Annotated in this window: 25 protein-coding genes; 8 read left to right on the top strand and 17 right to left on the bottom strand. The window is 65.5% G+C overall.

The window, feature by feature from the left end:
• Positions 1-26: 26 nt before the first annotated feature.
• Positions 27-2,399 carry a xanthine dehydrogenase family protein molybdopterin-binding subunit gene (locus AB7290_RS25495; protein ID WP_085402220.1) on the bottom strand — a complete coding sequence of 791 codons (2,373 nt, stop codon included), beginning with the start codon at positions 2,397-2,399 and terminating at the stop codon, positions 27-29.
• A gap of 212 nt (positions 2,400-2,611) precedes the next feature.
• On the opposite strand from AB7290_RS25495, the gene AB7290_RS25490 reads away from it, so the two are divergent.
• The 3 genes from AB7290_RS25490 (at position 2,612) to AB7290_RS25480 (ending at position 6,352) form a co-directional block, all read left to right on the top strand.
• Positions 2,612-3,685 carry a Ppx/GppA phosphatase family protein gene (locus tag AB7290_RS25490; RefSeq protein WP_071914860.1) on the top strand — a complete coding sequence of 358 codons (1,074 nt, stop codon included), beginning with the start codon at positions 2,612-2,614 and terminating at the stop codon, positions 3,683-3,685.
• A gap of 1 nt (position 3,686) precedes the next feature.
• A complete protein-coding gene (locus tag AB7290_RS25485; RefSeq protein WP_063983800.1) occupies positions 3,687-4,379 on the top strand; it encodes an RlmE family RNA methyltransferase in 693 nt (230 codons plus the stop codon).
• Between the two features lie 116 nt (positions 4,380-4,495).
• Positions 4,496-6,352 (top strand): hypothetical protein, encoded by a 1,857-nt coding sequence (locus AB7290_RS25480; RefSeq protein ID WP_354080438.1) that lies wholly within the window; start codon positions 4,496-4,498, stop codon positions 6,350-6,352.
• 1 nt (position 6,353) lies between these two features.
• On the opposite strand, the gene AB7290_RS25475 is transcribed toward AB7290_RS25480, so the two are convergent.
• The 3 genes from AB7290_RS25475 to AB7290_RS25465 all read right to left on the bottom strand — a co-directional run bounded on the left by AB7290_RS25475 (position 6,354) and on the right by AB7290_RS25465 (position 9,638).
• Positions 6,354-7,208 (bottom strand): TorF family putative porin, encoded by an 855-nt coding sequence (locus AB7290_RS25475; protein WP_161495860.1) that lies wholly within the window; start codon positions 7,206-7,208, stop codon positions 6,354-6,356.
• 83 nt (positions 7,209-7,291) lie between these two features.
• A complete protein-coding gene (locus tag AB7290_RS25470; RefSeq protein WP_144030784.1) occupies positions 7,292-7,975 on the bottom strand; it encodes a VIT1/CCC1 transporter family protein in 684 nt (227 codons plus the stop codon).
• 172 nt (positions 7,976-8,147) lie between these two features.
• Positions 8,148-9,638 carry an MFS transporter gene (locus AB7290_RS25465; protein WP_085402224.1) on the bottom strand — a complete coding sequence of 497 codons (1,491 nt, stop codon included), beginning with the start codon at positions 9,636-9,638 and terminating at the stop codon, positions 8,148-8,150.
• A gap of 469 nt (positions 9,639-10,107) precedes the next feature.
• On the opposite strand from AB7290_RS25465, the gene guaB reads away from it, so the two are divergent.
• The 3 genes from guaB to AB7290_RS25450 all read left to right on the top strand — a co-directional run bounded on the left by guaB (position 10,108) and on the right by AB7290_RS25450 (position 13,389).
• A complete protein-coding gene (gene guaB, locus AB7290_RS25460) occupies positions 10,108-11,601 on the top strand; it encodes an IMP dehydrogenase (protein ID WP_028150953.1) in 1,494 nt (497 codons plus the stop codon).
• Positions 11,602-11,826: 225 nt separating this feature from the next.
• A complete protein-coding gene (locus AB7290_RS25455; RefSeq protein ID WP_085402225.1) occupies positions 11,827-12,849 on the top strand; it encodes an NADP-dependent oxidoreductase in 1,023 nt (340 codons plus the stop codon).
• 243 nt (positions 12,850-13,092) lie between these two features.
• Positions 13,093-13,389, top strand: coding sequence for a hypothetical protein (locus AB7290_RS25450; protein ID WP_085402226.1), 297 nt, complete (start codon positions 13,093-13,095; stop codon positions 13,387-13,389).
• A gap of 10 nt (positions 13,390-13,399) precedes the next feature.
• Here the strand turns inward: AB7290_RS25450 and AB7290_RS25445 are convergent, their stop codons facing one another.
• The 10 genes from AB7290_RS25445 to AB7290_RS25400 all read right to left on the bottom strand — a co-directional run bounded on the left by AB7290_RS25445 (position 13,400) and on the right by AB7290_RS25400 (position 21,839).
• Positions 13,400-14,464 (bottom strand): LacI family DNA-binding transcriptional regulator, encoded by a 1,065-nt coding sequence (locus tag AB7290_RS25445; RefSeq protein ID WP_085402227.1) that lies wholly within the window; start codon positions 14,462-14,464, stop codon positions 13,400-13,402.
• Between the two features lie 41 nt (positions 14,465-14,505).
• A complete protein-coding gene (locus tag AB7290_RS25440; RefSeq protein WP_085402297.1) occupies positions 14,506-15,534 on the bottom strand; it encodes a succinylglutamate desuccinylase/aspartoacylase family protein in 1,029 nt (342 codons plus the stop codon).
• A gap of 61 nt (positions 15,535-15,595) precedes the next feature.
• Positions 15,596-15,940: a RidA family protein gene (locus AB7290_RS25435; protein WP_085402228.1), complete on the bottom strand. Its 345-nt coding sequence runs from the start codon at positions 15,938-15,940 to the stop codon at positions 15,596-15,598.
• A gap of 58 nt (positions 15,941-15,998) precedes the next feature.
• On the bottom strand, positions 15,999-16,796 hold the full coding sequence (locus tag AB7290_RS25430) for a transporter substrate-binding domain-containing protein (RefSeq protein ID WP_085402229.1): 798 nt from the start codon (positions 16,794-16,796) through the stop codon (positions 15,999-16,001).
• 31 nt (positions 16,797-16,827) lie between these two features.
• Complete coding sequence (locus tag AB7290_RS25425; protein ID WP_085402230.1) at positions 16,828-17,556, bottom strand: amino acid ABC transporter ATP-binding protein; 729 nt, start codon at positions 17,554-17,556, stop codon at positions 16,828-16,830.
• Positions 17,543-18,193, bottom strand: a complete 651-nt coding sequence (locus tag AB7290_RS25420) for an amino acid ABC transporter permease (protein WP_014495918.1) — start codon at positions 18,191-18,193, stop codon at positions 17,543-17,545. Before AB7290_RS25420 ends, AB7290_RS25425 begins: the two co-directional genes overlap by 14 nt.
• Before the next feature lie 10 nt (positions 18,194-18,203).
• On the bottom strand, positions 18,204-18,863 hold the full coding sequence (locus tag AB7290_RS25415; RefSeq protein WP_063983789.1) for an amino acid ABC transporter permease: 660 nt from the start codon (positions 18,861-18,863) through the stop codon (positions 18,204-18,206).
• A gap of 11 nt (positions 18,864-18,874) precedes the next feature.
• The gene (locus AB7290_RS25410) at positions 18,875-20,170 is read right to left on the bottom strand and encodes an alanine racemase (protein WP_085402231.1); all 1,296 of its coding nucleotides are present in this window, start codon (positions 20,168-20,170) and stop codon (positions 18,875-18,877) included.
• A 141-nt stretch (positions 20,171-20,311) separates the two neighbouring features.
• Complete coding sequence (locus tag AB7290_RS25405; protein ID WP_085402298.1) at positions 20,312-21,154, bottom strand: metallophosphoesterase family protein; 843 nt, start codon at positions 21,152-21,154, stop codon at positions 20,312-20,314.
• A gap of 70 nt (positions 21,155-21,224) precedes the next feature.
• Complete coding sequence (locus tag AB7290_RS25400) at positions 21,225-21,839, bottom strand: acriflavin resistance protein (RefSeq protein WP_085402232.1); 615 nt, start codon at positions 21,837-21,839, stop codon at positions 21,225-21,227.
• A gap of 167 nt (positions 21,840-22,006) precedes the next feature.
• Between AB7290_RS25400 and AB7290_RS25395 the strand changes: the two genes are divergently transcribed.
• Together AB7290_RS25395 and AB7290_RS25390 are read left to right on the top strand one after the other, a co-directional pair.
• Positions 22,007-22,381: an MAPEG family protein gene (locus AB7290_RS25395; protein WP_085402299.1), complete on the top strand. Its 375-nt coding sequence runs from the start codon at positions 22,007-22,009 to the stop codon at positions 22,379-22,381.
• A gap of 111 nt (positions 22,382-22,492) precedes the next feature.
• Positions 22,493-23,791, top strand: coding sequence for an RsmB/NOP family class I SAM-dependent RNA methyltransferase (locus AB7290_RS25390; RefSeq protein ID WP_085402233.1), 1,299 nt, complete (start codon positions 22,493-22,495; stop codon positions 23,789-23,791).
• A gap of 225 nt (positions 23,792-24,016) precedes the next feature.
• Here AB7290_RS25390 and AB7290_RS25385 read toward each other — a convergent pair whose 3' ends face one another.
• From AB7290_RS25385 to AB7290_RS25375, 3 genes are all read right to left on the bottom strand, one after another.
• A complete protein-coding gene (locus AB7290_RS25385; RefSeq protein ID WP_008141931.1) occupies positions 24,017-24,226 on the bottom strand; it encodes a cold-shock protein in 210 nt (69 codons plus the stop codon).
• Between the two features lie 265 nt (positions 24,227-24,491).
• Complete coding sequence (locus AB7290_RS25380; RefSeq protein WP_085402234.1) at positions 24,492-24,824, bottom strand: DHCW motif cupin fold protein; 333 nt, start codon at positions 24,822-24,824, stop codon at positions 24,492-24,494.
• Positions 24,825-25,093: 269 nt separating this feature from the next.
• Positions 25,094-25,465 (bottom strand): nuclear transport factor 2 family protein, encoded by a 372-nt coding sequence (locus AB7290_RS25375; protein ID WP_085402235.1) that lies wholly within the window; start codon positions 25,463-25,465, stop codon positions 25,094-25,096.
• Positions 25,466-25,476: the final 11 nt, after the last annotated feature.

Here is a 25,476-nt window from a genome sequence, read left to right as displayed (position 1 = left end):
GCGTTGTCACGATCGCGGAACTGCCCCTACGCCGCCTTGCCCTTCGCATCCTGGATCGCACGCCACACCCGCTCCGGGGTCAGCGGCATGTCGATGTGCTTGATGCCGTAGTCGGATAGGGCGTCGAGCACCGCATTCACCACCGTCGACAGGCTGCCGGCGCAGCCGGCTTCGCCGCAGCCCTTGCTGCCGAGCGGATTGGTCGTGGCCGGCACCGGATGATCGCCGACCGTCATGTTCGGAACGTCCTCCGCGCGCGGCAGCGCGTAGTCCATCAGCGAGCCCGTGATCGGCTGGCCGCTCTCGTCGTAGCGGACATGCTCCATCAGCGCCTGGCCGATGCCCTGGACGACGCCACCATGAAGCTGGCCCGCGACCAGCAGCGGGTTGATCACCGTGCCGAAATCGTTGACCGCGCTGTAGCGCACGATCTGCACCACGCCGGTCTCAGGATCGATCTCGACCTCGGCGACGTGGCAGCCGTTCGGGAACGCCGAGGGCACCGGCTCGCTGGTGTGGTCGACGTCGAGGCTGTCAGGCACGCCGTCCGGCACCTTGCCGTCATGCAGCTTCCTGGCGAGCTCCATGATGTCGATGCTGCGATCGGTGCCGGCGATGGTGAAGCTGCCGTCGGCGAACTCGATGTCGGCCTCGGAGGCCTCCAGCATGTGCGCGGCGGCGCGCTTGCCCTTCTCGATGACGAGCTTGGCGGCGCCCACGATGGCCATGCCGCTCGCCGTGATGGAGCGCGAGCCGCCGGTGCCGTTGCCGGTGTGGACGATGTCGCTGTCGCCTTGCTCCAGCTTCACGCTGTCGAACGGCACCCCTAACTGCGCGCACAGCACCTGCGCGAATGCTGATGCGTGGCCCTGGCCGTAATCGAGCGTGCCGGTGATGAGCTGTACCGAGCCATCGGGATCGAACACGATCTTGCCGAGCTCGGGGCTCGGCGGCGCGGTGACCTCGAGATAGGAGCCGACGGCGATGCCGCGCAGCTTGCCGATCTTCTTGCTCTCTTTCTTGCGCTTGGTGAAGTTCTCGTGGTCGGAGATTTCGAGCGCCTTGTTGAACACCGCCTGGAAGTCGCCGCTGTCATAGGTCACGCCGGAGGAGGCCGGGAACGGCATCTGGTTCGGCTTGATGAAGTTGCGCTTGCGCAAGGTCAGCCGGTTGATGCCCATCTCGTCGGCGGCGCGGTCGATCAGCCGCTCCATGTAGTAGTTCGCCTCGGGTCGGCCGGCGCCGCGATAGGCGCCCATCAGCGTGGTGTTGGTGAGCACCGTCTTGATGTCGACCGCCATCAGCGGCGTGCGGTAGACACTCGAAAAGTTCTTGCCGGTGTTGAGCGAGAGCGGTCCCGGCGCGACGCCGGTGATGTAGGCGCCGAGATTGCCGTAGCCTTCAAGCTTTGCCGCGAGGAAATGCCCTTCGGCGTCGAGCGCCAGTTCGGCATGGATTTTCTGCGCACGGCCGTGGCTGTCGGAGAGGAAGCTGGTGGAGCGTTCGTCCAGCCACTTCACCGGGCGACCGAGCTCCTTGGCCGCGTACAGGATGCACATGTATTCGGGGTAATTGACGTTCTTCATGCCGAAGGAGCCGCCAACATTGGCGGTGAGGACCCGCACCTTCTCGTTCGGCACCTTCAGGTTCTTGGCGAGGTTGGCGCGGTTGCCCGCAACGCCCTGCGTCGGCATCTGGATGGTGTAGCGCTCGGTCTTCTTGTCGTAGGAGGCGAGCCCCACGCGCGGCTCCATCGAGACGACGGCGACGCGGGTGTTCTCGATGTCGACCTTGGTGACGTGGGCGGCACTGGCGAAGGCCGCGTTCACCTTGTCCATGTCGCCATAGTGGTAGTCGAGTGCGACATTGTTCGGGATGTGGTCATAGAGCAGCGGCGCACCGGGCCTGGCGGCTTCCTCGGGATCGGTCACCGCCGGCAGCGGCTCGATATCGAGCTCGACGGCTTCGGCGGCGTCGCGCGCCTGCGCCAGCGTGTCGGCGACCACGAAGGCGACGGGATCGCCGACGAAACGGACCTTGTCGGTCGCCAGCGGTTGCCGGTTGGTCTGGAGCAGGGGGGAGCCGTCGCGGCTCTTCAGCGGCAGGCCGCAGGTGAAGGGGCCGTATCCGGCGGCATCGAGGTCCTTGCCGGTCCACACCCCCAGCACGCCGGGCATCGCCCTGGCGGCGTCGGTGCCGATGCCGCGAATGAGCCCATGGGCATGGGTGGAGCGGACGACCACGGCATGGGCCTGGCCGGGCAGGTTGAAATCGTCGGTGTAGCGGCCCTTGCCGCGCACCAGCGTATCGTCTTCCTTGCGGCGGACCGGCTGCCCGACGCCGTATTTTTGCAGTGCAATAGCGTTTTCGAGCGTGGACGATTTGGTGTGTTCTTGCATGGAATTGACCTGAAAAGCCGGCAATCGCGCGTTTTGGGGGGCGCCTAGAGGACCGGACCCTCCAAAAATAACCCACGGTCCCGTTCACGACAACGCACGAATGGGCATGGTCCCATGTGATGCGTTGTTGCGCAGGCTTGCCGCGCTGCTAATGTTTCAGGCGAAAAAGCAATTCCAGATCGGCCCCATCGGGCCGCGGAAAGACAATTTGTATGAATGACCACACGCGGCTCCGCGACGGCCATGCGCCGCACGGTGGGCTGGAGGGGTCGATGGCGGCGGTGGCGTTGGCCCCCGAACCGGCCGTCGCCGCGCAAGCGCCGGGAACCGGCGTCTATGCGGCGCTGGACCTCGGCACCAACAATTGCAGGCTCCTGATCGCTTGTCCGACCAGCGACGGCTTTCGCGTGGTCGATTCCTTCTCGCGCATCATCCGGCTCGGCGAGGGCGTCTCGGCGACCGGCTGCATCAGCGAGGCCGCGATCGAGCGCGCCGTCGCCGCGCTCAGCATCTGCCGCGACAAGATCAATTTGCGCAAGGCCAAGCGGCTGCGGCTGATCGCGACCGAAGCCTGCCGGGCCGCCTCGAATGCGGAAGGCTTCCGCAGCCGCGTCGCGGCCGAGACCGGCATCGAGCTCGAGGTGATCGACCGCGAGACCGAGGCCTCGCTCGCCGTGCTCGGCTGCGCGCCGCTGGTCGACCCGCGGGGCCGGGGCGCGATCCTGTTCGACATCGGCGGCGGCTCGACCGAGCTGGTGCGGATCGAGCGCGATCCGCAAAATCCGGAGCCGCGCATCAAAGCCTGGATGTCGATCCCGCTGGGCGTCGTGACCCTGGCCGAGCAGTTCGGCGGCCGCGACGTCACGCCGGAAATCTATGCCGCGATGGAGCAGGAGGTCGCCAACCACGTCGCGCCGTTCGCCGAAGCGCACGGCGGCGATCTCGCCGACATGCACCTGCTCGGCACCTCGGGCACGGTGACGACCCTCGCCGGCATCCATCTCAACCTCGCGCGCTACGACCGCCGCCGCATCGACAGCATCTGGATGAACGATTCCGACATCACCGCGACCATCAGCAAGCTGCTCGGCATGAGCTACGAGGAACGCGCCAACAACAGCTGCATCAGCGTCGAGCGCGCCGATCTCGTGCTGGCCGGCTGCGCCATCCTCGATGCTATCAGGCGCGCCTTTCCGCTGCCGCGCCTGCGCGTCGCCGACCGGGGCCTGCGCGAAGGCATGCTGGTCGAGATGATGCGCGAGGACGGCGCACTCAGGAGCTGGTGAGATGGCCAAGGACACCACCGGCCGCTTGCACGTCCAGGTCAAGACCGGCGGCAAGCGCAAATTGTCGTCGAAGCTGTGGCTGGAGCGGCAGCTCAACGATCCCTATGTCGTCAAGGCGAAGGCGCTCGGCTATCGTTCGCGTGCCGCGTTCAAGCTGCTCGAGATCGACGACAAATACCGCCTGCTGAAACACGGCATGGCCGTGGTTGATCTCGGCGCTGCGCCGGGCGGCTGGAGCCAGATCGCCGCCAAGCGCGTTGGCTCGGTCGACGGCAAGGGCAAGGTCGTCGCGATCGACCTGTTGGACATGCCCGAGATTGCCGGCGTCGACTTCGCGCAGCTCGACTTCATGGACAACGACGCACCCGCGAAGCTCACTGCGATGCTCGGGGGCGGCGCCGACATCGTGATGTCCGACATGGCCGCCAACACCACCGGCCACCGCAAGACCGACCAGCTCCGCATTGTCGGCCTGATCGAGACGGCGGCCGCGTTCGCCTGCGACGTGCTGAAACCGGGCGGGGCATTCCTGGCCAAGACGTTCCAGAGCGGCGCCGACGCCGATCTGCTGGCCCAGCTCAAGCGCGATTTTGCGACAGTGCGGCATGTGAAGCCCGCGGCCAGCAGGCAGGATTCCTCCGAGCGCTATGTGCTGGCGACGGGGTTTCGCGGCGGGCAGCCGGACCCGGGCTGACGTGTCACGCTCACATGAGCATGACATTCACATCGATAACATCTTGAGCTGATAGATCTATCATCTGCAATTTCAGCGGGTGAGATCGATCCATGCCGTGCCTTCATCGACAACGCTTGTGCGTTTGCAAGCATCGCCTGTCCCTTGCCTCGGTCTCCTTTCTGGCGTTGGCGTCGCTCGGCTTTGCTTCGGCGACGACGTCGCGTGCAGGGACGTCGATCACGGTCAGCACCCAGAGGCCTTACAATATCGGCCTCAGCGGCAACGACGATCTCGGTGATCTCAAGAAGATCTACCAGAGCGCGAACAGCCCGTCCGAGCAGGCTCTCGACCAGTTCAACCAGATCATCACCGATACCGGCATGAAGCGGACGCGCCTGCTGCTCAGCGATGTCTATTGCGATGTCGATCAGACCGGCGATGTGTTCGGGTACACGCAGGACGGCGTTTTCCATCCGGGCGACTGCCAGCCTCTGGCCTGGCATCTTGAGTGGGCCCTGGGTCGCGGGCTCTCGCCTCACGTGGCGGTCGCGGCCTTCATGCCGCCGCGCCTGGTGCAATACGGACCTGGCGAGAGTTGGAATCGGAACGGGCCGGCTCCGGCACTTTTCCAGAAATACGCCAACGCTCTCGTGCGATATATCGCGAAGAAATCGTTCGACGGCGGGGCGTCATCCGTCATCTTCGAGGTCAGCAACGAGGCCGATATCGCCGATTCAGCCCCGGAGAACTGGAGCGACACCAATCCATCCGCCTACAGGCTCAAGCCATTGGGGTCATGGGGCCGTTGGCTGTGGTGGATGGATCCGGCCAAGTATGTCCTCAACCAGTGGACCCCGCTGCAGACCCACGTGATGTCCAAGGCCGAAGATCCGACCTTGTCGTACCCCTACGGGCTCGATGCGCGCCGTCTGCCCAGGCAGCTCTTGCCGGTTCAGAAGGTCTTCTCGCAGGCGATCGTGAACATCAGAAACGAACTCGCCGCCAACCAGAGTTATAACGGCAAGACGCTGGAAATGGCCGGGCCGGCCCTGGTCGGACTGAGCTTCAACTATTATCCGGCGGAGAATCTTCCGACGCTGGAGGAAGTCTTCCTCGACCAGACCTTCAATCCGCTGGCAGACACTTACTTGGCAAAATTCAACGCGCGGCTCGATCGTTTTTCGTTCCACTATTACGGCTCGACAGACGGCACCGGCGGTTTCGCGTTCTTCGACAATCTGGTCGACAAGGCCAAGGCCAAGCTGGACGCCTTGAAGAAGAACAATGCCAACATGCCCGACGTTAAACTGTTCCTGTCGGAATGGGGCCCTACGGCCTATGAGGCGACTGACGTCAATTATTCGCACAAGGGGGCGGCCTGGACGGCGGCGTTCCTGTCCGAAGCCGTGAAAAAGAAGATCTCGATGGGGTCTTACCTCATTATCGGCGACGGCCAGGGGGATCCGAACATCACACCTTTCCTCGGCCAGGCCAGCCTGCTGCACAAGGTGCCGCATGGCGATAACCCGGCCGATTACTACCCGAAGCCGGTCGCGAACCTCTTCAAGATGTACAACAAGATGTCCGGCCAGCGCGTGCAGGCCGCTCTCACCGGCGGGGCGGGCTCCCACCTCAACGCGTTCGCGACCTGGGATGGCGCTAACTCGACCGCGAACATCATGGTCTACAACTATGATCCGACACGTGTCTTCGGCAACAACATTTCGACCGAGACGCCGGAGGGGATTTCGCTTGAGGTCGACAACCTGCCGTTCAGCGACGGCTCGACCGTGACGATTGAGCGCTACCTGATCGATGCGAATACCAGCAACCTGGCGAAGTTCTATTCCGATCCGACCCACCCCGATCCCAACCTGCAGAGGATATTGCTGCAGCGAACGATCAAGAGCGGAAAGCTCGTCCTCACGGGCGACGCGCTCGGGTTGGGTGTCGTGCTCTACCGCATATTGCCGCCGACGGTGGTTCCCTAAGTTAGTTGAACGCAAACCAGACCTTGGCGACGAACGTCGCGCCGCACCAGTTCGAGACCAGGCCGTCCGGGTTGGTGATCGGATTGGCGCGGCCGCCCGGCCGCGCATTTGGATCGCCTGTAAAGACGAAGCAGTTTTCCTTCGACAGATTGGTGTCGTAGTAGCGCAGATCGAGGTTGAGCGCCTTGTGCGTGAACGTCACGCCGGCCTGCCAGTTGAGATAGGCGGGCAGCGGGAAGCCGCCGAGTTGCGGGGTCTGGTTGCCAAACCAGGAATAGCCGGCGGCGGTGGTGAACGACACGGTCAGGTTCTGCAGCAGAAGCCGCTCCGGCACGTCGAAGCCGACTCCGGCCGCCACATATTGGCTCCAGGCGCCGGTGTTCGAGACGTTCGGAGAATAGGCGTAACCGCCGGCGACGCGGAACTGATCGCCGATGCGTCGATCGCCGCGGACCACGATCTCCCAATAATTGATGCCGTTGGTCTCGCCAGGAAGTCTTTCACCGGGATAGGCGAAATAGGTCGCCCCAAGATCAAAATCGATCGTGGCAATCTGCGGGCGCATGCCGGCGGCAAAGGTGAGTTCGGCGGCCGGTTGGGTCGGCAGCTTGACGGTGGCGACCGTTGTGCCGGCGTAGAGCGGGCCCCATCTCGTCTCGAAGGCGGCGCCGGCTGCGGGGCCATGATCGGACAGCGTGGTCCCGCGATAGATGTAGTCGGATGCAAGCCCCGCGCGAGCGCTGAATTCGAGCTCGTCGGCAGGCGTTGCGTGGGTGGTGTCGGCCGCCGACCAACCGCGGTTGCCGAGGCCGAGCGCCCCGGCCGGGGATTGGGCCAGCGCCAAACCGCCGGTCACGGGTGCAAGCCACAATCCGGCCAGCGCGGCAAATAAGGCGCCGCTTGCACCCCGAAACGATGTTTCGTGTCGCCGCAAGTCGATCATCCTCCCAGAGCGACCGCGATGCCAACCAGCGTACTACCGACAGCCACCATCGCAAGTCCCGCCACCGAAGGCCGCAGCCCGCTACGAACCCCGAACACGTAACCGCAACAGAACAGCATCACGATGGCGACGGCGTAGGAGACGCGCAGCGCTAGTCTGGCGTCGCTCAGGAACAGGAACGGGATGACCACCGGGAAGGTCGACAGGAAGCTCAGCAGGCAAAGGCCGAGCGCTCCGACCCAGTCGCGCTTTGTCAGCCCCGGACCGGGGGCCGGCTCAGGCAATTGTTGCAACCGTTTCCGCATCGATTCCAACTGCTCTACGGGCAGCATGGCCGACAATTCCGGCGGCAGCGCGTCGGCAATGACGCGGCGCGCTGCTTCGGGATCCGGCGCCTTCCGTATCGCGCGGAGGGTCAGAACCTTGTTTCCCCGGTCATTGATGCGCGCCAGCAGATAAAGACCGCCGTCAACGATGCCCCATGCGAGATTGCAGCCGAGTGCGCCGATCAGCATTGTTTGAATATTGATATTGGTCCCGGTCGCGACACCAAGCGAGCAGATGAAGGTAAGGGCCATGATCAGCCCGAACAAAGTCTCCGAGATCCGTTCCATCGGATCAAGTATGCTCCCGAACGGCGTATCCGGTCCCAATAAAGCCATGGCTTGGTCTTCGATCACCGATTGCAGGTGTCATCGAGGCTCATGTCCGGCTTTCGCTCCTTGAGCTAGGTCAAGGTGGCTGGGCACGAGTGCTGGGCCGACCGGCCGGCGGACGCCGCCCGTGCCCGCCACATCGTGGACGATTTTACGACGTCGGGTTCTGCGGACGTCGCTCGGGCCTGATAGCGCTTTATCCCAGCCGCTGGTCCCGCACGTCCTGCGTATCCTCCGTCGCCGTCTTGACGGCGGCGGTCGCGGCGCTCTTTGCGGCCCCCTTGCGGCTGGCGATCTCCACCGCCTTGCGGCCAGAGATCTCGTGGCCGGCGTCGGCGGGCATCTGCCAGAAGAACCAGCTCGACGCCGCCGAGGTCAGCGCGATCACGACGAAGGCCGGCGCGAACACGGTGGCGTCGATCTCGCTGACATGGTTGAACCACATCGTCGTTTCCACGCAGGCCGCGCCGACCGCGACGCCGGCGGAGACCGCGAGCTGCTGGTTGACGCTGACCAGCGTGGTGGCGCGGCTCATCTGCGCGGTCTCGACGTCGGCATAGGCCACCGTGTTGATCGCGGTGAACTCCAGCGAGCGGAAGAAGCCGCCGACCACCAGGATCACCATGATGATGAGCAGCGGCGTCGTCACCGTGAACAGTGCGCAGACGCCGAGGAAGAACGCGCTGACGATCGCGTTCACCGTCATCAAATTGCGGAAGCCGAAGGTGCGGATGATGCGCGCGGCCAGCGTCTTCATGCCCATGGCGCCGAGCGAGGAGCCGAAGGTGACGAGGCCGGAACGGAAGGGCGACAGCCCGAATCCGATCTGCATCAGCAGCGGAAGCAGGAACGGTAGCGCGCCGATGCCGAGCCGGAACATGAAGCCGCCGAAAACGGCCGCGCGCAGCGTCGGCAGCTTCAGCAGCGAAAAATCCAGCACCGGCGAACCCGTCCGCCGCGCGTGCAGGACGTACAGTGTCATCGAGATCGCTCCGCCCACGACCAGCGCCGCGACCGTGCTCCAGGGCAGAAGGTTGAGCCCGGCGACGGAGAGACCGAACGCGATGCCGGCGAGGCCAACGCCCGCGAGCACCATGCCGTAAAGATCGAACGGTTCCCGCGTCTCGCTCTTGATGGGATCGATGAAACGCAAGGCCATGAAGATGCCGAGCAGCCCGATCGGAATGTTGATCAGGAAGATCCAGTGCCATGACGCATAGGTCGTGATGAAGCCGCCGAGCGGCGGGCCGATCACGGGGCCGATGAGGGCAGGGACCGTCACCCAGGCCATTGCGTTGACCAGCGCGCTCTTGTCGACCGAGCGCAGCAGCACCAGGCGCCCGACCGGCGTCATCATCGCCCCGCCCATGCCCTGAAGGATGCGCGCGAATACGAAATCGGTGACAGAGGTCGAGAGTGCGCAGCCGATCGAGCCGACCATGAACACGCCGACCGCGATCGCGAACACCATGCGCGCGCCGAACCGGTCCGCAGTCCAGCCGCTCGCCGGGATGAACACCGCGAGCGACAGCAGATAGGAGGTGATGGCAAGCTTGAGCGTCAGCGGGCTCGTGCCGATGTCGGCCGCGATCGCGGGCAGCGAGGTGGCGATCACCGTCGAATCCATGTTCTCCATGAAGAGAGCGGTGGCCACGATCAGCGGGATGACGCGTTGCTTGTCGACCATGACGGATTGGTAATGAAAATCAGAAGGAAAGGTGGACTTGCGGCTTATCACCGCCGCTCCGCCGGGACCATTGCGGATCAACGCATAGCACCTAAATCCTGCGTAACAACGGTGTGACCCTCGACGGCGGGTGCGCGCGCTCCCTCGTCATTCCGCGGCGCGCCCCTTGGCGGGCCCGGAATCCATCGGGCCCCAGAGACCGCTGCGAGATGGATTCCGGGCTCGCGACTTCGTCGCGCCGGGGAATGACGAGAGGGGCCGCCACCCGGCCATCCACGCCGAATTTACTTAAAAAGCCTGTGCATGGCTGGCCGGCGGTCCGATTTGCTTTGATTCGTCGCGTGGCCGTGCTATCGACCCGCGTCAACCCCAACTATGGGCTCCGATTCTCCGGCGATGCCGCAAGGCACGCTGAGGGCGGCGCTCATCCATAGCTATTTGCGGCAGGGCCGCAGGAAGGAGTTGGCAGATGGCCACGGTGCAACTTCAAGGCATTCGCGAAGCCTTTACGTTCGACGACGTGCTGTTGAAGCCGGGCCTGTCGGACGTCATGCCGGGCGAGGTCGACATCCGCTCCCGCGTCACCCGCGCCATTCCGCTCAACATCCCGATCATGGCCTCCGCCATGGACACGGTCACTGAAGCCCGCATGGCGATCGCCATGGCGCAGGCCGGCGGCCTCGGCGTCATCCACCGCAATTTCGATCCCGAGGGGCAGGCCGCCCAGGTCCGGCAGGTCAAGCGCTACGAGTCGGGCATGGTGGTGAACCCGCTCACCATCAGCCCCGAGGCCACGCTCGACGATGCGCTCAAGCTGATGAGCGACCACGGCATCTCCGGCATTCCCGTCGTCACCGGTGCGAGCAAGAATACGCCCGGCAAGCTGGTCGGCATCCTCACCAACCGCGACGTGCGGTTTGCCACCGACCGCCGGCAAAAAGTCTCCGAGCTGATGACGCATGATGGCCTCGTCACGGTCCGCGAGAATGTCAGCCAGGACGAGGCGCGGCGGATGCTGCACCAGCATCGCATCGAGAAGCTGCTCGTGGTCGACGAGCAATATCGCTGCGTCGGCCTGATCACCGTGAAGGACATGGAGAAGGCGGTCGCCCATCCGCTCGCCTGCAAGGACGCGCAGGGCCGCCTGCGCGTCGCCGCCGCCACCACCGTCGGCGACACCGGCTTCGAGCGCACCGAACGGCTGATCGATGCCGGCGTCGATCTCGTCGTCGTCGACACCGCGCACGGCCATTCCCGCCACGTGCTGCATGCGGTCAATCGCATCAAGCGCCTGTCCAACTCCGTCCAGGTCGTTGCCGGCAACGTCGCCACCACCGAGGGCGCGCAGGCGCTGATCGATGCGGGCGCGGACTGCATCAAGGTCGGCATCGGCCCGGGCTCGATCTGCACCACGCGCATCGTCGCCGGCGTCGGCGTTCCCCAGCTCACCGCGATCATGGATGCGGTCGAGGCTGCAAAGAAGTCCGACATTCCTGTCATTGCCGACGGCGGCATCAAGTTCTCCGGCGACCTTGCGAAAGCGCTCGCCGCCGGCGCCGACATCGCCATGGTCGGCTCGCTGCTCGCGGGCACCGACGAGACCCCCGGCGAAGTGTTCTTGTGGCAGGGCCGTTCCTACAAGGCCTATCGCGGCATGGGCTCGGTCGGCGCGATGGCGCGCGGTTCGGCCGACCGCTATTTCCAGCAGGACATCAAGGACACGCTCAAGCTCGTGCCTGAAGGCATCGAGGGCCAGGTGCCCTACAAGGGTCCGGTCGGCAACGTCATGCACCAGCTCGCCGGCGGCTTGCGCGCCGCGATGGGCTATGTCGGGGCAAAGGACATGAAGGACCTGCACGACAAGGCCCAGTTCGTCCGCATCACCGGCGCGGGCCTGCGCGAAAGCCACGTCCACGACGTCACGATCACGCGCGAGAGCCCGAACTATCCGGGCGCGGGTTAGGCGCTCCGCATTCGGCTGCGCGTCGGTTTCGGCGCGCTCGCCTCGATGACGGTGTCATTCCCCGCGGAAGCGGGGAATCCAGTACGCCGCGGCTTCTCGGTTCAATCACAGCCGCCTCTGGAATACTGGATCGCCCGCTTTCGCGGGCGATGACAGCGAGTGTTGGGATTTGCTTCATTCCCACGTACCTCCTAAATGACTGCAACAAGTAGTCAGGAGGAAGCCATGTCCCAAGCAAAACGCATCGTTCTCGCCGCGCGTCCCGTCGGCGAGCCAAAGCCATCCGATTTCCGCATCGAGGAATTCGCGATTCCGGCGCCCGGCGCGGGTGAAGTCCTGCTGCGCACGATCTGGCTCTCGCTCGATCCCTATATGCGCGGGCGCATGAGTGACGGTCCGTCCTACGCAGCACCTGTGCCGGTCGGCGGCGTGATGGAGGGCGAGGCAGTCAGCGAGGTCGCGGCCTCCAACAATCCTGATTTCGCCAAGGGCGACATCGTGCGAGCCCGTACCGGATGGCAGTCGTACGCGATCTCGAACGGCAAGGGCTTGATCAAGGTCGATCCGAAGCTCGGTCCGATCTCGACCTCCATCGGTGTGCTCGGCATGCCCGGCATGACCGCCTATACGGGCCTGCTCGACATCGGCAAGCCGCAGGAAGGCGAGACCGTCGTCGTCGCCGGTGCCTCCGGTGCGGTCGGCTCGGCCGTCGGCCAGATCGCGAAGATCAAGGGCGCGCGTGCAGTCGGTATCGCCGGCGGCAAGGACAAGTGCGACTACGTGGTGAAAGAGCTCGGCTTTGACGAGTGTCTCGATCATCGTGAAATCGATTTCGCCGCGAAGCTGAAGTTTGCCTGCCCGAAGGGCATCGACGTCTATTTCGAGAATGTCGGCGGCGCCGTGTTCGAGGCGGTGTTCCCGCTGCTCAATCCGTTCGCGCGCGTGCCGGTCTGCGGCCTCATCGCCCATTACAACGACACCGAGGCCAAGCCGCCGAAATGGGCTGCCAGCATGATGCGCGCGACCCTGACCAAGCGGCTGACCTTCCGCGGCTTCATCGTCTCCGACTTCGCCAACCGCCATGGCGACTTCCTGCGCGACATGTCCGGCTGGGTCCGCGACGGCAAGGTCAAGTACAAGGAGTTCGTCACCGAGGGCCTGGACAGCGCACCCGGCGCCTTCATGGGGCTCCTGAAGGGCGCCAATTTCGGCAAGCAGCTGGTGCGGGTCGGGCAAGATAAGGCGTAAAGCGTTTTCGAGCGAAGTGGGTACCGGTTCGCGTGAAGAAAACGCGCCAAACGAGACGCTAGAGCCCCGGAACGGGGCTCTATTTGCAAGGCCTAGTTGCAAAGGCGTCACACGCCGGACATCGATGGTTAACAAAGAGTGACCGATCGGCCACACCTGCCCGCAAAAGCCGCAGGTGTGACCGTCGGTTCATTGACGGCTGAGCGAAGGCATTGAATCATCGCGCATATTTTAGGTGCTGCGATGTTAGAGATTGGTATTTTCAGCGTAATCCTTCTGGCTGCCGGCTATTGGGCGACCCTGTTCGTCATGGGCCGTCGCGACGACGTCATCCATGGCAAGTTCGTCCACGTCGACGAGGAGGGCGATTTCACGCCAGCCGCGATGCCGGCGCCACCACCGCCATTCCCGAAACGTCCGGGCAAAGCTGCGCAGCCTGACAAGGTCCAGCCTGCGAAGGCGGAGGCGAGGCCGGTGAACAGCGATGCGCTGCAATCGCTGCTGGCTGCGATCCAGCAGGATCTCAAGACCATCGCCTGATCTGCGACGCTCAGACGCTGCCGCGCTCGACCAGGAACAGCTCGACGGCGAGCCGCTGCTCGGCGCGCGGCGTGCCTGATAGCCGCGCCAGAAGCAGTTCGCCCGCGATCCGTCCCACGGCCGCCGCATCGAACGAGATGGTGGTGAGACCGGGCGTGATCTGATCGGCGACGTCGTTGTCGCCGAAGCCGAGCAGCGCCAGATCGCGCGGCACCGAGAGGCCGCGGGCGCGGGCCTCGATCAGCGCGCCGGTCGCGAGCAGATCGTTGGCGCAGAACACCGCATCGACGTCGCCGCCGCGTTCGAGCAGGGCGGTGAAGGCGGCGCGGCCGTCGACGAGGCCCGTGATCTCACCGACGCCGATCTCGTGGACGATCTTGAGGCCGAGCTTTGCCGCTGCGTCCCGAAAACCGTCGCGGCGCAGCGCGCCACGGCCGCTGCTGCGTCCGATGAAGGCGACGCGGCGATGTCCGCCCTCAGCCAGCCTGCGCGCCGCCATCGCGCCGGCATCCGCATTGGGCAGGCCGACCAGCATGTCGATGGGGTCGCGCGGAAACGCCCAGGTCTCGATCACGGGAATGCCGAGCTCGAGCAGCGCGGCGCGATTCTCCTCGAGCTCGATCACGCCGGTGAACATCACTGCTGCGGGGCGGATGCCGCGCAGCGACTGGATCATCGCGACTTCCTTGGCATAGGAGTAGGAGGTCTGGCCGACCAGCACCTCGAAGCCTTCCGGCTCCAGCGTGGCGGCGAAGCTGCGCACCGCGAGCCCGAACTGCTGGCTGAGAATGTTGGAGACGAAGGCCATCACCACATTCGAGCGCCCCGAGCGCAGCGCGCGCGCATGCGGGTTGGAGGCGTAACCGGTCGCCTCGATCACTTCGAGGATACGCTCGCGAGTCTCGCGATTGACCTTCTCGGGGTGGCGTAGCACCCGCGACACCGTGATCGGCGCGACGCCCGCACGCTCCGCGACCTCCTCGATGCGCGGCGGCCGCCCGCTCGCGCTGGCGCGGCCGGGCGGCGCTGGAATGCGCACAACGTCGTCATAGGTCGGCTTTGCCGGATCGGTCATCGAATCCCGAGTGTAATCGCAGTCGGTATCGTCTCCAAAACTCAGCGCGCCGGCAGCTCGTCGCGCGACAGCGCGCGGCCGACCTGGACCAGGCAGTCGCCGCTCTGGCTGTCGGTGTGCAGGCGCTGCGAGATCACGATGCCGTCGGCGGGGAAGCGCAGCACCTCTTCCGGCAGCTCCGGGCGCTCGAAATCATGGTACCAGCCGGCGACGTCGCCGGCCGCAACCCGCGTGCCGACCATGACGGCGGGCTCGAACCAGCCGCGACGGGTCGCGAACACCGCCTGCGCATGGCTTTGCAGCGCCAGCAATTCGGTGGCGCGCTCGACCGGCGCGTGAGGGCCCAGCACCGGCGCCTGGACGATGCTGAGCGCGAGCAACAGCCGGTCGATCGCGCGCGCCGTGAGCGCCATGGTCTGCGGCGTGACGGTGCCGCCGCCGCCGAATTCACCGGAGAGCCCGATCGCGCCGGCGCGTGCAGCCGCGGCCATCGAGGTCGGAGCGGTCGCGCCGTTTTCGGCGACGAAGGCGAAGGGCATCCCCAACCCCTCCATCAGGCGCAGCGCGTGGCCGAACATCTCGGGCGTGCCCTGCCGCTCGATCAGCGCGCAAGGCACATGCGCCATCGAGGTGCCGCCGGAATGGATGTCGAAGACGACGTCGTGCCGCGGAAACAGCTCGTGCTCGAGGAAGTGCGCAAGCCGGAAAGTCGGCGTGCCCGCGGCATCGCCGGGGAAGGCGCGGTTGAGGTTGCCTTCGTCGAGCGGCGAGCGGCGCCGCGCCGCCATCACGGCTGGCCAATTGGCGAAGGGCAGGATGGTGATCTCGCCTTTGACGTCCTTTGCATCGAGCCGGCGATACAGCCGCGTCAGCGCGATCTCGCCCTCATATTCGTCGCCGTGATTGCCGGCCATCAAAAGCAGTTTTGGCCCGGCGCCGTTCTTGATCCGGAAGATCGGGATCTTGAGCTGGTAGTAGGGGGAGCGATCGATCGAGAATGGAATGCCGAGATGGCCCGACCATTTCTGGTCCTTCTCGAAATCGATCTCGTGGAAAAGTCCGGTATGCATGGCTTGCCTCGCGGCCGCGCCGTCGCCGGCGCCGGCCAAAGGTTGAAAGGATGGCGGCGCCCTAGAGCAAGGCGACAGCGGTCAGCTCGACGCGCAGGTCGGGATCGGCGAGGCGGGCTTCGACGCAGGCGCGCGCCGGCGGGTTGGCCGGATCGATCCAGGCATCGTAGACCGAGTTCATGGTGTCGAAGTCGGTGATATGAGGCAGGAAGACGTTGACCGCGATCAGCTTGGAGCGGTCCGAGCCGGCCTCCTTCAGCAGCGCGTCGATCTTGGCGAGCACCTGCTGGGTCTGCGACACGATGCCGGCCTTGCGGTCATCGGCAACCTGGCCGGCGATGTGCACCATGCCGCCGGCGGCGACGGCCTGGCTCATGCGCGAGCCGACGACGTAACGTTTGATCATCTCGAAATTCTCCTCGTGAAGGTTGGCTCCCGCATCGGTGCGGGAGCCGTGTGCTAGCTCACAGCGTCGGCAGCGTTTGCTCTTCCTTGAACCATTTCAGCTGAAGTGCGCCGAGCTTGCCGTTGAGCTTGTTGAAGAAGATGTCGGTGTTGATCCAGTTGAGCAAGTTCTGCTCGCCCTGACGCACGCCGACATGGGCCGGCGACTGGCGGATCAGGAATTTCAGCTCGACTTCCTTGGTCGGGTTCTGGTCCTGCACCTTCAGCGCGATGGCGCTGTTCTCGGCGAAGGTATCGGCCTGTCCCGCGAGAAACGCGGCGAGCGCGGCCGGCGTATCCTCGAAGCGCACCAGCTTCACCTTCGGCGCGTTGTCGGTGAGCCAGACGTCGAGCGTCGAGCCCTTGGACACGGCGACGCTGCGGCCGTCGAGATTGTCGGGCTTCTTGCCGGTGGCGGCCGGAATTGCCTTGGCGCCGTAGACGCCGAGGTTCACCACGGCATAAGGCTGCGAGAACATCACCTGCTGGGCGCGCTCTGGCGTCGCGCCGAGGCCCGCGATCAGGATGTCGATCTTGTCGGAGAGCAGGCTCGGGATGCGCGCTGCGCCCGTCACCGGCACGAGCTCGAGCTTGACGCCCATATCGGCGGCGATCAGCCGGGCGAGATCGGCATCCAAGCCTGCGATCTCGCCCTTGTCGTCCTTGAAGCCCCACGGCGCGGCATCGGTCAGCAGGCCGACGCGCAGCTTGCCCGCGCCGAGCACGTCCTGGAGCTTGTCGGCCTGTGCGAGGGTCGGGGCAGCGAGCACGGCGAGCGCGGTGGCTGCGATCGCAAAGAGGGACTTCAGTTGTCTCATGACTCTCTCCTGGTGGCGGATGGCTGGTTGATCATTTGGCGGACGCGATGAAGCTGGCGAGCTCGGGGGTTTCAGGATTGGCGAACAGCTTTGCCGGCGGTCCCTGTTCCCAGACGCGGCCCTGATGCATGAAGACGATGCGGTTGGCGACGTTGCGGGCAAAGCCCATCTCGTGGGTGACGAGGATCATGGTCATGCCCTGCTTCGCCATCGCCTCCATCACCTTCAGCACTTCGCCGACGAGCTCGGGGTCGAGCGCGGAGGTCACCTCGTCGAACAGCATGAGGTGAGGGGCCATGGCGAGGCAGCGCGCGATGGCGACGCGCTGCTGCTGGCCGCCGGAGAGCTGCTCCGGCCAGGCGTCGATCTTGTCGGCGAGACCGACCCTGGTCAGCACGTCGTCGGCAAGCGCCCGCGCGCGGGCCTTGTCGGTGCGGCCGGTGAGGAGCGGAGCCAGCGTGATGTTGCGCTCGACCTTCAGGTGCGGAAACAAGTTGAATGCCTGGAACACGATGCCGACGCGCTGACGGAATGCCTTCAGGTCAGGCATCCTGGCGTGGACCTTCTCGCCCTCGACGCGGATCTCGCCGGAATCGACGGTCTCCAGTGCATTGATGCAGCGGAGCAGGGTCGACTTGCCCGAGCCGGAGCGGCCGATGATCGTGACGATCTCGCCTTCCTCGACGTCGAGCGAGACGCCCTTGAGCACCTCGACCTTGCCGAATGTCTTGTGCACGTCGCGGATTTCAACGAGAGCCATCGAGGCGGGCCTCCAGAGAGCGGGACCAGAGCGTGAGCGGCAGGCACAGCGCGAAATAGATCGCGGCGACCAGCGCGTAGGTGAGCAGCGGCTGGAACGTCGCCGCGCTCACCACCTGGCCGGCGCGGGCAAGCTCGACGAAGCCGAGGATCGAGGCGAGCGAGGTGCCCTTGATGAGCTGCACCAGGAATCCGACGGTCGGCGGCAGCGACAGCCGCAGTGCCTGCGGCGCAATGATGTGGCGGAATTGCTGCCAGGCGGAGAGGCCGAGACAGCTGCCTGCCTCCCATTGCGCCTGCTTCACGGCTTCCAGCCCGCCGCGCCAGATCTCGCCGAGGAAGGCGGCGGTGTAGAGCGTGTAGGCGACGGTGACGGCAACGAGGGCCGGCACCTGGATGCCCAGGAACATCGGCATGCCGAAATAGAAGAAGAACAGCAGCCCGAGCAGCGGCACGCTTTGGACGATCTGGATGCACGCCGCCATCGTCCAGCGGAGCCCAGCGAAGCGGCTGATGCGGCCCGTGGCGAACGCCAGCGCCAGCGGCGCACCGAAGGCGAGCGCGAGCACGACGAGCGCAACTGTCCAGCGCAACGCGGCGAACAGCGAGACGAAATCGATGAGGGTGAAGGATCGCATCGCTTTCCCCTCAGCGCCGCCGCGGCCAGCGGAAGGCCGCCAGACCGATGATGGCGAACAGCGCCTTGAACGACATCGCCATCGCGAAATAGACCACGCAGATCACCGCATAGACCTCGAAGCTGCGATACGTGCGGCTCTCGATGAAGCCCGCGACGTGGAACAGCTCGTCGGCTGCGACCTGCGAGGCGAGCGAGGTGCCGAGCAGCAGCAGGACGAATTGGCTGGTCACGGCCGGATAGGCGTTGCGCAGCGCCGGCGGCAGCAGGATGTGACGGAACACCTGCCAGCCCGACAGGCCAAGGCACTGGCCGGCCTCGATCTGGTTCTTCGGCACGGAGTCGAGGCCGGCGCGGATGATCTCGACCGAATAGGCGCCGAAATAGAGCGAGAGCGCGACGGCGGCGGCTTCGAACGCCGGCAGCTTCAGGCCGAAGTTCGGCAGCACGAAGAACACGATGAAGATCTGGATCAGCGACGGCGTGTTGCGGAACAGCTCGATGTAGCCGCGCACCAGCCAGCGCAGTGGCGTGATGCGGCCGTTCAGCGCGACCGCGCCGGCAACGCCGATCAAAAGCCCGGCCAGCGCCGCGATCACCGTCAGCTCGAGCGTGACGATGGCGCCGTCGATGAGCTGGTTCTGATAGCGCCACAGCGGCAGGAAATTCATCGGGCCCGCTCTCAGCCGAACTGGGTGGGCAGGGCGCGCGTGACGATGCCGCCGGCGTCGAGGCCGAGGATCACGCGCCAGCGGTCGAGGCAGGTGCAGGGATGCGAGATGCCGAAGGCGATGACGTCGCCGACCGCAAGCGTGCCATCGGGCGCAACGGACAGGAATGCATGCTGGTCATTGAGACGGGTGACCGACAAGGTCTCGGCGAGCCCCTGCTGCGCGACGCCGTCGCGGAAGACGTGTAGCGGCACCGGCAATCCCTGATCGAAGGAGGCATCGCGCATGCCGAAGCCGGCGATCGCAAGACCTGCTTCCGGCCGCGACAGCACCTCGGCCCAGAGTTTAAGCGCAGGTTGGAAACCTTCGACCGCCGAATGCCGCGCGCCGTCGATGACGAGACCGCCGCGACGGTCGAGCTCGGCGAAGGCGCGCGCGTAAATGCCGTGATCGCCGAAGAACAGCGCGCCTGAGCGCAGCAGGACGCTGGCGTTGCCGTCTGCCTGCGCGCTTGGTACGAGCGCGCGGGCGACGACGTCGAAATAGGCCGAGCCGCCGGCGCTGACGATCAGCGGCCGGCCCGGGGCAGCATGACGTACCAGCGCGAAGGCGGCGATGGTGCGCTCCATCAGCGCCGCGATCGCGCGCATCGTCTCGTCGGCATCGGGCGTTGCGACCGCGCCTTCGTAAGTGGCGACACCGCCGAGCATGAGCCGGTCGGCCGCGAGCACGGCTGCGATCGTCGCTTCGACCGCGGCGCGATCGCGCGCGCCGGCCCGGCCCGCGCCGAGCTCGACCAGCACGGACAATTCGCTGCGGCCCGCAATCCGGGCCGCTTCAGCCAGTGCTGCGACCGCCGCCGGTGAATCCGCGAAGGCGTGAAATTCGACGTCGGGATAGGCGCCGAGCAACGCGCCGAGCCGCCGGCCGGCCGCGAGGCCGCCGATTTCGTTGGCCAGCAGCAGGCGCCGCTCCCCGCTCGCGAGCAGCACGGCGGCCTGCTGGATGTTGGCAACCGTCGTGCCCCAGGCGCCGGCCTCGCGCAGCGACCGCGCGAGCTCCGGCGACATCGGCGTCTTGGCGTGGGGCGCAACGGCAACGCCGGCGCTCTCGCACCAGCGCAGGAAGAGGTCGCGATTGGCCGCGAAGGCGGCTTCATCGAGGGTGAGGGCGGGCAGAGCGAGATCGCCGCGGCAAGGCTGCCAATTCTGGCCGGCGATCTCCTCGATCGGCAGGCCATCGACCAGGGGGATGCCCCGCGTGGTCGTTGAAAGACGTTGGCTCTCCCACCTGGACAAGAACTGCATCGTCGCTCCCTCAGCGACCCCTCGACCGCTAGGGAACGATAGGTCGGAATGACAACGTTGTCATTAGCGGATTCTAGCCAATCTTGGTGCGAATTCGATGCAGTGAGGTAATTAGGTAAGGTGTTGTGCCCGTGAATTGGGCTAGTGCTCACCGCCCATCTGGGCGAGCAGCTCCTCGATATCGACATCGACCTGGCCCGCGGCCCTGACGTGACGAACTTCAAAACTGTTCGGCTGGAAGCGGTATTCGACGAGCCCGACTTCCTTGATCGCGATCCGGTCCTGGCGCGCGTCGTTGATCCTGAAGCCGGCCGACGGCGCCCAGACATGGCGGGTGTGGCGGTAGGTGAAGTCGCGCCGCTGGTGCACGTGCCCGCTGGCGATGAGCCGCAGGTCCACAGTCGAGAACATCTCGATCAAGCGCGCGCGTGCCGGCTGCGGCACGTAGCGAATCGAGGTCTCCGGCGTCTCGGGGTCGTCGGGCAGGTTGAGAAACATCGGCTTGTGCACGAACAGCGCGACCGGCCTGCCGTTGATGCGCGCCATTTCCCGGGACAACCAGTCGAACTGCTCGGCCTCGAAGGCGAGCCCTGAATTCATCACCAGCGAGTTGAGGCCGATGAAGTGCCAGCCGGCCGCTTCGAATGACCAATGGTCTTCGCCGATGATGTCGCGGAATTGTTGGCGGTGCTTTTCCTCAACCGGCGGCTTGGGCGCAGGCCCGATCGCGGTCGGATTGTCGCCGATGTCGTGATTGCCGGGGAGGTAGCGGCAGGCGACGGGCAGGGCGGCGTGCCGGCTCTTGGCGAATTCGACATCGTCGCGACTTGTCGGCCCGTCGAAGGAGACGTCGCCGGTGTTGACGACGAGGTCGGGCCTATCAGCGTCGATGTGTTCGCTGACGCGATCGAAATTGGCGATCAGGCCGGGGAAGCGCCGGCCGAGATGGGTGTCGGAAATCTGCGTGAGGCGAAATTCGGACATGGGATGAGCATACGCGTTGTCGCACGTCGGAACGATGACGGCGCGCGCATGCATCGCCATGAAACAAAGTTTAAAGCACGCGATAGCGGATCGTGTAGGCGTCCTGCGGCGCGACGCTGCCGGTTGCCGGCGAGGCGATGCGGTCGGCGAGGTGCCAGGGCCCGAACTGCTCGGACCGATGCGGCTCGGCGGGCAGGCGGAGGCGGAATTCGAACGTGCCCTTGCCGGGCAGGTTCACGACCAGCACGCGGTCGGCGGTGCGGTGGTTGAGCGCCACGGCGCCGCGCAGCACCGAGCGGCCATCACCGAGCTCGCGCACGCCATCGACCAGCGCCAGCGTCTGGTTGCGATCGGTGTGCAGCTCGATCTGGCTGTCGGACACCGCTGTGAGCGTTTCCCTCGGCATCCGGATCTCGAACTCGACCGCCGGCTTGGAGGGATTGAGGCCAAGATAGGCCAGCGCGGCGTGGCGCATGTCGTAGGCGGCGAAGGCCAACAGAGCGAGGGCGGCGAGAGTGGCGAGGCCATGCCTGACGACGTCGCGCCAGCTCCGGTAGCTCAGGCGGAAGTACACCGTCATCGCCAGCGCGACCGCGAGCGCCGCCGCCATGCCTGAGAGCGCCGACATCAGGACGCCGAGCCGGCCGTCCGCGGATTCGGTCAAAAGGCTGGAGAGGGTGTTCATGTCAGCCTCTTGGCGCTAGCTCGCCTTGCGGCCCCGGGGACCGAAATCGCTTTAACTATCGGCCTTTGGTCGCGGGACCGGGAACACCGGTTCAACTCGTTGATTGTCAGCGCCAGCAGTCGCGGCTAATGACGGTCCGCGGTGTTCCGCCTGACGGGAAAGTTCCGATGTCCATCCAAATGGTTTTGCTGCCTGTCTTCGTGCAGGTCGGTCTCACCTTCGCACTCCTGATCGGAATGGCGCTGGCGCGCCGGCGCTCGCCGGTTTCCGGCGAGACCAAGAGCCGCGACATTGCGCTCGGCGAGCAGTTCGACTTGCCGGTGCTGTTCTACGCGCTGATCGCGCTGGCGCTGCCCTTGCGCCATGCCGATCTCTTCATCGTGCTCATGTCCTGGGTGTTCGTGGTGACGCGGTTCGCCCATGCCGGCGTGTTCGTCTCCTCCAGCGATCTCGGCCGGCGCTCCACGATCTGGCTCGCGGGCGTGCTTGTGCTGCTCGCGATGTGGATCTACTTCGCGCTGAAGATGCTGTTGCTGATCTAGGCGCGCGCATGATCCGGACCCGGAGGGCCGCGTTAGCGCAAAGTGGATACCGGTTTTCCGACAAGTTCATGCGCAAAACAAAACTAGCCAATCCTGACCTGAAAGATTCAAATGACTCCCGCTGCCCGGCTGTCCGCAGCCATCGAACTGATCGACACCATCGAGAAGGACCGCGTGCCGGCGGCCAAGGCGCTCAAGGAGTGGGGCACCGCGCACCGCTTCGCCGGCTCCGGCGACCGCGCCGCCATCGCCGGCCTCGTCTGGGACGTGCTGCGCCGCTATGCCTCGAGCGCCTTCCTGATGGATGCCGATACCGCGCGCGCCCGGCTGATCGGCATGCTCCGCCTCGAGCGCAACATGGACGCGGCCACCATGGGCGCGCTGTTCGACGGCAGCCGGTTTGCACCGGCGCCGCTGACCGAGGCCGAACAGGCCGCGCTGGCCTCGCGTTCCCTCAAGGACGCGCCAGCTGCGATCGCCGGCGACTATCCGGACTGGCTCGACCCGTACTTTACGAAAGTGTTCGGCGAGGAGCGCGCCGCGGAGGCGGCTGCGATGGCGAGCCGGGCGCCGCTCGATTTGCGCGTCAACACGCTAAAATCCAATCGCGACAAGGTGCTGCGCGGGCTTGCTCATCTTCATGCGGAACCGACGCCATGGTCCGCAAACGGCCTGCGCATCGAGCTTTCGGCCGATGCGCGCAACCCCGGCCTCCAGGCGGAGGAGGATTTCATCAAGGGCGCCGTTGAAGTTCAGGATGAGGGATCGCAGCTTGCGGCCAGCTTCACCGCGGCAAAACCCGGCGAGCAGGTGATCGATCTCTGCGCCGGCGCCGGCGGCAAGACGCTGGCGCTCGCAGCCATGATGCAGGGCAAGGGACGGCTGATCGCCACCGACAGCGACAAGCGCCAGCTTGCCCCGATCCACGAACGCCTGTCGCGCGCCGGCGTCCACAATGTCGATGTCCGCACGCCCAAGGGCGAGGCCGATCCACTGGCCGACATCAGCGGCACCGCCGACCTCGTCGTAATCGATGCGCCCTGCACGGGAACCGGCACTTGGCGCCGCAACCCCGACGCCAAATGGCGCATGCGCCCCGGCGCGCTGGAGATCCGCCTGCGCGATCAGGCCGAGGTGCTGGCGCGCGCCGTGCCGCTGGTCAAGGCCGGCGGCCGCATCGCCTACATCACCTGCTCGGTGCTGGCGGAAGAGAACGGCGAGCAGGTGAGGGCGTTCACCGCCCGCCATCCCGAGTTCGCGGTGGTGCCGCCCGAGCAGACCGCAAGCGTGCTCTGGGACAAGGCGGAGGATTTCGCAAAGGCCGCGCTGCAGTCGGACGAAGGCTGGCTGATGACGCCGCGGCGAACGGGGACGGACGGGTTTTTCGTGTCGGTGTTGAAGAAGACGTAGCTCTCGTAGTGACCCTCGTAGGGTGGGCAAAGCGAAGCGTGCCCACCATTCGTAGTGTGAAAGATGGTGGGCACGGCGCGCGAAGAGCGCGCCTTTGCCCACCCTACGGCACCGCGTGTGCCGCGCCGCAGTTCCCCAAAACAAAAGCCCCGCGAACCGAAGCTTGCGGGGCTTTCTAACTCGACGTTCTGCCGGTACGTCCGTGGTCAGTACGGTGCGTGGGCGTTAGCCGACGCGGAGATTGTCAGCCGACGACTTGCCGCTGCGGCGGTCGGCGACGATGTCGAACGAGACCTTCTGACCCTCGTTGAGGGAGGAGAGGCCAGCGCGCTCGACGGCGCTGATGTGAACGAACACGTCCTTCTGGCCGTCATCCGGCTGGATGAAACCATAACCCTTTTGGGTGTTGAACCACTTCACGGTGCCCATAGCCATGGGAATTTCCTTTAGTTAGTTAGAGAGGATACGCACGTGGACCGGTACGCAAAATGGCGCCCATGATCCTGTTCAGTCGATGTTTGGGGAAGTCATCTGAAGCGTGCGCGCCCGTCTGCAACGAAGCGAAGCGGCCCAGTCGTTCGGCCAAGTATCGATGATCACAATATAGCGAGAATTTGGGGCTACTTCAAGGCACCACCCGTGGGCCGGCATGTGGCGCGGCTTTGCTATTTTGCGGTGCAAATGAGCCGCCCGACAGCCCTCAATCCACGATGAAAAGCGTCTCCCCCGTGGCCGTCGAGGACCGGTGCGCGGCGTCGCCGAAGTCCGAGACCTGGTAGCTCATCCCCGCGGTGAGCTTGAATTTCCGCCCGTCGCGCAGCTCGCTGTCGAGCTCGCCTTCGAGCACGTAGAGCACGTGGCCGCGGTCGCACCAATGGTCGGCGAGATAGCCCGGCGAATACTCGACCATCCGCACCCGGAGATCGCCGATGTTGAGCGTCCGCCACTTGGCCTGCCCGGTCTCGCCGGGATGCGTGGTGACCTCGACCTTGCTCCCGTCTGTGACGGTGAAGGGGGAGGCGGGGAGTTTCATGGGGAATCCTATGTCAGAGCCGGCGGGCGCAGTGTTAGCGCACGCCCGTCCGGCCGTCTCCGTCCTTGCGAGCTTGGGGCATGCGCGTCCCTCACTCTCGCTGTCATCGCCCGACTTGATCGGGCGATCCAGTATTCCAGAGGCCGCGCCGTGATGCGGAAAAGCCGCGGCGTACTGGATTCCCTGCCTGCGCGGGGAATGACAGCGGCGGATGAGGCGGCACCGTCTGCACACAATAAGCGCGTGGCCGACAGCAATGCGCGCAAGCGTCACTGCGCCAAATGGTTCGCCGACCCCTGCACGATCAGCCCCGCATCATTCACCCGCAGATACTCGCAGATCTTCTTCCCCCGCTCGTTCTCGTAAAACACCACGACGCTATCAGGGCTGACGAACAGGTCGATCAGCGCAAAATGCAGCTCCGGCAAAAGCCCGAGCGCCTTGCCCCAATACGCCCGCAAGGCGTCCTTGCCGCGCACGGTGCCGCTGGCGTCGAACCCCATCGCGGGGATGCGGTCGGAGGTCATCACGGTGTCCTCGTCGTAGAGCGTCAGCACGCGCTCGAGATCGCGCGCGTTCCAGGCCTCGACCCAGGTCCGGCCGAGCGCGGCAAGCGTTGATGGCTGATGGTGCTGTGACATCGCGTTCTCCC

This window comes from Bradyrhizobium sp. 613_E4_N2_2, from assembly GCF_052075995.1.
Classification (GTDB): Bacteria; Pseudomonadota; Alphaproteobacteria; order Rhizobiales; family Xanthobacteraceae; genus Bradyrhizobium; species Bradyrhizobium barranii.
The sequence above is the reverse complement of the archived record's forward strand: the minus strand, read 5'-3'. Positions and strand labels throughout refer to the sequence as shown.

Coding starts and splice junctions, on each gene's coding strand:
- guaB (WP_028150953.1), top strand. CDS start 10,108: ATGGCCACGGTGCAACTTCAAGGCATTCGCGAAGCCTTTACGTTCGAC.
- AB7290_RS25425 (WP_085402230.1), bottom strand. CDS start 17,556: ATGGCTCTCGTTGAAATCCGCGACGTGCACAAGACATTCGGCAAGGTC.
- AB7290_RS25395 (WP_085402299.1), top strand. CDS start 22,007: ATGTCCATCCAAATGGTTTTGCTGCCTGTCTTCGTGCAGGTCGGTCTC.
- AB7290_RS25400 (WP_085402232.1), bottom strand. CDS start 21,839: ATGAACACCCTCTCCAGCCTTTTGACCGAATCCGCGGACGGCCGGCTC.
- AB7290_RS25495 (WP_085402220.1), bottom strand. CDS start 2,399: ATGCAAGAACACACCAAATCGTCCACGCTCGAAAACGCTATTGCACTG.
- AB7290_RS25420 (WP_014495918.1), bottom strand. CDS start 18,193: ATGCGATCCTTCACCCTCATCGATTTCGTCTCGCTGTTCGCCGCGTTG.
- AB7290_RS25440 (WP_085402297.1), bottom strand. CDS start 15,534: ATGCATACCGGACTTTTCCACGAGATCGATTTCGAGAAGGACCAGAAA.
- AB7290_RS25385 (WP_008141931.1), bottom strand. CDS start 24,226: ATGGCTATGGGCACCGTGAAGTGGTTCAACACCCAAAAGGGTTATGGT.
- AB7290_RS25405 (WP_085402298.1), bottom strand. CDS start 21,154: ATGTCCGAATTTCGCCTCACGCAGATTTCCGACACCCATCTCGGCCGG.
- AB7290_RS25450 (WP_085402226.1), top strand. CDS start 13,093: ATGTTAGAGATTGGTATTTTCAGCGTAATCCTTCTGGCTGCCGGCTAT.
- AB7290_RS25465 (WP_085402224.1), bottom strand. CDS start 9,638: ATGGTCGACAAGCAACGCGTCATCCCGCTGATCGTGGCCACCGCTCTC.
- AB7290_RS25445 (WP_085402227.1), bottom strand. CDS start 14,464: ATGACCGATCCGGCAAAGCCGACCTATGACGACGTTGTGCGCATTCCA.
- AB7290_RS25410 (WP_085402231.1), bottom strand. CDS start 20,170: ATGCAGTTCTTGTCCAGGTGGGAGAGCCAACGTCTTTCAACGACCACG.
- AB7290_RS25375 (WP_085402235.1), bottom strand. CDS start 25,465: ATGTCACAGCACCATCAGCCATCAACGCTTGCCGCGCTCGGCCGGACC.
- AB7290_RS25380 (WP_085402234.1), bottom strand. CDS start 24,824: ATGAAACTCCCCGCCTCCCCCTTCACCGTCACAGACGGGAGCAAGGTC.
- AB7290_RS25485 (WP_063983800.1), top strand. CDS start 3,687: ATGGCCAAGGACACCACCGGCCGCTTGCACGTCCAGGTCAAGACCGGC.
- AB7290_RS25390 (WP_085402233.1), top strand. CDS start 22,493: ATGACTCCCGCTGCCCGGCTGTCCGCAGCCATCGAACTGATCGACACC.
- AB7290_RS25415 (WP_063983789.1), bottom strand. CDS start 18,863: ATGAATTTCCTGCCGCTGTGGCGCTATCAGAACCAGCTCATCGACGGC.
- AB7290_RS25490 (WP_071914860.1), top strand. CDS start 2,612: ATGAATGACCACACGCGGCTCCGCGACGGCCATGCGCCGCACGGTGGG.
- AB7290_RS25435 (WP_085402228.1), bottom strand. CDS start 15,940: ATGATCAAACGTTACGTCGTCGGCTCGCGCATGAGCCAGGCCGTCGCC.
- AB7290_RS25430 (WP_085402229.1), bottom strand. CDS start 16,796: ATGAGACAACTGAAGTCCCTCTTTGCGATCGCAGCCACCGCGCTCGCC.
- AB7290_RS25455 (WP_085402225.1), top strand. CDS start 11,827: ATGTCCCAAGCAAAACGCATCGTTCTCGCCGCGCGTCCCGTCGGCGAG.